Below are 4864 nucleotides of genomic sequence, written 5' to 3'. Positions count from 1 at the left end.
TCTCACCTCAAATTTATATCCTGTCCCTCTTATGGTTGCTATAAGGTAAGATTTTTCACCTAATTTCTCTCTTAATCTTTTTATAACAGTATCTACTGTCCTTAAGTCTCCATAATAATCAATTCCCCATACTGCATCCAATATTTTCTCTCTACTTAAGACAATTCTCTTATTAATCACAAAATAATTTAGTAGTTCGAATTCCTTTGGAGATAAATTTATTTCGATATTGTCCACGGTGACCTCATGGCTTAAGTTATCAACAACTAAACCATCAAAGTTATTTTCATCCTTTACAGAGGCTTCACTTATATGAGTCCTTCGTATAATTGCTTTCACTTTAGCTACTAATAATTTTGGGACAAATGGCTTAGTTATATAATGGTCTGTACCTAGTTCAAACCCTAATAACTCATCATCTTCTTCTGATTTAGCGGTAAGCATTATAACCGGTATATCAGAGGTTTTTCTTATTTCCTTACATACATCCCATCCATCCATAATTGGCATCATTACATCTAGAATAACCAAATCTATTTTATTTTTATTAAATATATTTATAGCCTCGCTACCATTTTCTGCTTGAATTACATTATATTGCTCTTTTTTTAAATATATAGACACTAGACTCCTAATTCTTTCTTCATCGTCAACTATCAAAATGGTTTCCATCATATAATCTTCTCCTATATTCTAAAAAATTTTTAAGTTTAAATAGTGTGTTTGATTTAGTGCATTAATACGCATAGGTTGATTATATCAAATTTACAGTGATATTAATAGTTCTCACTGAATGAAGTGAATTCTTATTTGCAATTGTCCTATGTTTATATAATAAATTGAACCCATGGCATCCAAATGGCAATTTTGTTAATAATTTATGAATATAAACCATCGATATATAATATAATTATAATAAGAAACACAACTCTAAATTAGATTCGTGATATAATGAACTTGTACAATTTAATAGGATGTAGGTAACAATCGAAAAGTATTATCTATTCTATACAAATATAAGGAGGTTTTTATATGCTTAATGGTACTAAGATTAGAGAGCTAAGACTTGAAAAATCTTTAACAAGCAGAGATATATCAACTTTATCCAAGAATTTGAATGTACATGTATCACAAACATATTTGGAAGAATTGGAACGAGGAAGCAAAAAAAATCCATCATTTAATATAATTGAAACAATAGCAACTATTTTATGTGTAAATATAGACGAACTAAGAACAATTTAGAGCAACCTAAAAAGGCCAATTAACTTAATTAACTTAATTAAGTTAATTGGCCTAAATTATTAGATTAGTTTCACATGATTTTACAAAAACACGTGTTAAACTATTCCAAACATCCGTAGTCCAATTAAAATAATTGCACTGTCAGCAAAAATGTGAACGACCCAAGAGTTAATAAAATTCTCTGATTCTGTATCAAGCCAGTTAAATATAAAACCTACTGCTATTAATCCCAATAGCGCAAGTCCTACTAATTCAATATTAAACCAGGCTTTAAAAATCCCTATATGGTATAGTCCAAATAAGAGTGAAGAATATATGTAAGCAAATTTTTTAGAGTTGTGTTCATAAAGATTTAGGAAGATGAAGCCCCTAAAAAAATATTCCTCTAAAAAAGAATTGCCGAGTGTTATATACAGTCCTACAAAAATAAAACTAGAAGCAGTAATCTTTGATTTATTTTGTAGGTCCTCTGATATACTCTGCAAATCTATAACATTCCTAAGTATGTAATAAGCAATTAGTATTATGAGAAAAGACAATATTCCAAACAAAAAACCCATTTTAAGATGGTTTTTATCTATATTTTTATAATTCAAAGCCTTTGATTGACTTTGTTTTTTAATGAATTTCATGTAAATGTAAGGAATGAGGATGAAAAAAATTATTTTTATTGAAGTTTTTATTACATAACTAACTATTAGTACTTGCTCAACATAATACAATAGAATGCATGCGATTAATGAACTTAGTATTATATACCTTCTTTTCATGGCGCCCCCTTTTATTATAAGAACTCTTATAGTGGAATAGTTATGTGAAAAATATTACTTATATTTCCAAGGAAATAATTTAAATATTATGTAGTTCCTCTGATAATAAGTTCTGTTTCAAAGTAAACTTGTTTTTTAATAGGCAACTCTCCATTTATTACACCTATTAAAATACTGCAAGCTTTTTTACCCATAATATAAATAGGTTGTGATATGGTTGTAAGCTCAGGTTCTATGACCTCTGATATTTGAATATCATCAAATCCCACTACGGATATATCTTTTGGTATTTTATAGCCATTTCTAAGTAAAATTTTCATTCCTCCTAGTGCCATCATATCATTACTATAAAAGATGGCATCTATATCAGCAAAAATTCTAATTATTTTTTCCGTTGCAAGGATACCTCCTTCAATATTAAAATCACCTTCAAATATATATTTTTCATCATATATACCATAATTCTTCATTGCATCAATATACCCTTCCAATCTTTGCCTTGATATTTCTAAATGCTCACGTCCTTTTACAAAAGCTATTTTACGGTGTCCCCGCTCATATAAATATTTAATACCCTCTTTTACACCATGTTTGTTTAAACAAAAGACTCCATAATAATCTTTGTACCCTTCAATATATCTATCAACCAATACAAAAGGAATACCGTTGTTTTTTAATATGGTTATACTTTCATTACTTTTACCACCAGACATAAAAATAATTCCATCTATAAGTTTGCTTATAAGAAGTTCTATGTATTTTTGTTCTTTGTTAATGTCATTATCCGTATTACATATTATTAAATTATATTCTAACCTTTCTGCCTCATCCTCAACTGCTCTTGCCATCTCCGAGAAAAAAGGGTTTGTGATATCTGGAAGAATAATTCCTATAGTACCGGATTTCTTAGTGCTAAGGCTTCTCGCTATAGAATTAGGAATATATCTCATTTCCTTAGAAATTTCTAAAACTCTTTTTCTAGTTTCTTCGCTTATACTGGCATCTTTTCTGTTAATAACCATGGAAACTGTAGCCTTTGAAACTCCTGCCATTTGTGCTATATCCTTCATTGTTACCTTATTCATAAATTCCTCCGATTGTTAGTTATATATTTAACAAATATTTATTAATAATTATTTTCTAATTTATAAATCACCATCACTTAAATTATACCAAAAATTTGCGTTTATTGTAATGTTTTATAAATTTATAACCCAGAGGATTTCCCCTGGGTTATAAATTTATATATTTCATTATCATCCTTTTGGAATAATATTCAACTTACTATTTTTTTATAAGCATAAGTTCTACTGGAACCTCTTTTTCTACTGTTTCACCTTTGGCAACTTTAACAGCATTTTCTACTGCAACTGCTCCCATTAAATCAGGTTTTTGTGCTATTGTAGCTGCTAGGACGCCACTTTCCACTGCTGCTTTTGCTTCATCATTACCATCAAAGCCTACAATAATAACATCTTTATTTGCTGTTTTAATTGCTTTAACAGCTCCTAGTGCCATTTCATCATTATGTGCAAATATTGCATCAAAGGCAGGCGTAGCTTGAATAATATTTTCAGTAACGGTTAATCCCTTTTGCCTATCGAAATCTGCTGCTTGACTTGCAACAACTTTAACACCATCTTTACCATCTACTATATTATGGAATCCTTCACCTCTTTCTCTTGTAGCAGAAGCACCTGGAATACCTTGTAATTCTACTATATTTCCCTTTCCATTTAATTTTTCTAGTATAAATTCTGCTGCCATCTCTCCGCCCTCTACGTTATCAGAAGCAATGTGACTAACAACTTCTCCACCATTTGCTTTTCTATCTACAGTTATAACTTTTATATTGTTATCATTTGCAACTGTTATTGAGTTTACAACAGCATCGCTGTCGGTTGGATTTATAATTAAAGCCACTATTCCTTGTTGAATTAAATCATCTACATTGGACCTTTCCTTTGTAGCATCATTTTGTGAGTCAAGAACTACAACCTCATATCCGAGTTCCTGAGCCTTCTTCTCTGCTCCTTCCTTCATGGATACAAAGAACGGGTTATTAAGAGTTGACATAACTATTCCAATTTTCTTTCCACCTTCAGTAGCCTTTTGTGTACATCCAACTAAACTTCCCATAATTAATACTGTTGATAATGCAATTGATAGTAATTTTGTTCTTTTTTTCATTTAAATCATCCTCCATTTTTTATTTTTCTTTTCTTTTAATCATTACGGCAAGTAATATAACTAATCCCTTTACTATTGCTTGATAAAAAGGTGATACATTTACAAGATTTAGCCCATTACTTAGTACTCCTATTATTAAAGCACCTATTATTGTACCTCCTACACTTCCTTCCCCTCCAGATAAAGAAGTGCCACCTACTACAACAGCTGCAATAGCATCTAATTCGAACCCTACTCCAGCATTTGGAGAAGCTGATCCTATTCTACTTGTGACAATTATTCCACTTAATGCTGCAGTTGCACCACAGATAACATATACAAGGGTTTTCACCTTATCTGTATTAATACCAGATAATCTTGCTGAGTCTTCATTCCCGCCAAGTGCATAGAGATATCTACCATATCTAGTTTGACTTAAAACATAAAATGCTATACCAAAAGCTATAACCATAATTACAACTGGAATTGGTAATCCTAAAATCGTTTTATTACCTATGCCAGAAAATTTTTGTCCAAGGCCTGAAATAGGAGTACCATTTGTAAATACATAAGTTACACCTCTAAAGATAGTCATAGTAGCTAATGTGACTATGAACGCTTGTATTTTACCTTTTGAAATAAGAACACCATTTACAAGACCTATTAGAGAGCCAATAGCT

The 4864-nt window shown here is 30.5% G+C and carries 6 protein-coding genes; 1 reads left to right on the top strand and 5 read right to left on the bottom strand.

Translation table 11 applies throughout. The features are described 5' to 3' along the window. Nucleotides 1–675: response regulator transcription factor (locus ACJAX4_RS22230; protein WP_435791626.1), on the bottom strand; the 675-nt coding region annotated here is incomplete at its 3' end. A 357-nt stretch (nucleotides 676–1032) separates the two neighbouring features. Between ACJAX4_RS22230 and ACJAX4_RS22225 the strand changes: the two genes are divergently transcribed. Then, nucleotides 1033–1245 (top strand): helix-turn-helix domain-containing protein, encoded by a 213-nt coding sequence (locus ACJAX4_RS22225; protein WP_435791625.1) that lies wholly within the window; start codon nucleotides 1033–1035, stop codon nucleotides 1243–1245. Between the two features lie 95 nt (nucleotides 1246–1340). On the opposite strand, the gene ACJAX4_RS22220 is transcribed toward ACJAX4_RS22225, so the two are convergent. From ACJAX4_RS22220 to ACJAX4_RS22205, 4 genes are all read right to left on the bottom strand, one after another. Beyond that, nucleotides 1341–2015 carry a CPBP family intramembrane glutamic endopeptidase gene (locus ACJAX4_RS22220; protein WP_435791624.1) on the bottom strand — a complete coding sequence of 225 codons (675 nt, stop codon included), beginning with the start codon at nucleotides 2013–2015 and terminating at the stop codon, nucleotides 1341–1343. An 86-nt stretch (nucleotides 2016–2101) separates the two neighbouring features. Next, on the bottom strand, nucleotides 2102–3100 hold the full coding sequence (locus ACJAX4_RS22215; RefSeq protein ID WP_435791623.1) for a LacI family DNA-binding transcriptional regulator: 999 nt from the start codon (nucleotides 3098–3100) through the stop codon (nucleotides 2102–2104). 199 nt (nucleotides 3101–3299) lie between these two features. Continuing rightward, complete coding sequence (gene rbsB, locus ACJAX4_RS22210) at nucleotides 3300–4205, bottom strand: ribose ABC transporter substrate-binding protein RbsB (protein WP_435791622.1); 906 nt, start codon at nucleotides 4203–4205, stop codon at nucleotides 3300–3302. 19 nt (nucleotides 4206–4224) lie between these two features. Beyond that, a partial coding sequence (locus ACJAX4_RS22205) for an ABC transporter permease (protein ID WP_435791621.1) occupies nucleotides 4225–4864 on the bottom strand: 640 nt, incomplete at its 5' end.

This window comes from Clostridium sp. (assembly GCF_051278035.1).
Lineage (GTDB): Bacteria > Bacillota > Clostridia > Clostridiales > Clostridiaceae > Clostridium_AD.
Note: the sequence above shows the minus strand (reverse complement) of the source record. Positions and strands in the feature narration are given on the sequence as shown.

Bases quoted from the DNA above. Each gene is read 5' to 3' on its own strand.
- ACJAX4_RS22220 (WP_435791624.1), bottom strand. From the start codon at position 2,015: ATGAAAAGAAGGTATATAATACTAAGTTCATTAATCGCATGCATTCTA.
- ACJAX4_RS22225 (WP_435791625.1), top strand. From the start codon at position 1,033: ATGCTTAATGGTACTAAGATTAGAGAGCTAAGACTTGAAAAATCTTTA.
- ACJAX4_RS22215 (WP_435791623.1), bottom strand. From the start codon at position 3,100: ATGAATAAGGTAACAATGAAGGATATAGCACAAATGGCAGGAGTTTCA.
- rbsB (WP_435791622.1), bottom strand. From the start codon at position 4,205: ATGAAAAAAAGAACAAAATTACTATCAATTGCATTATCAACAGTATTA.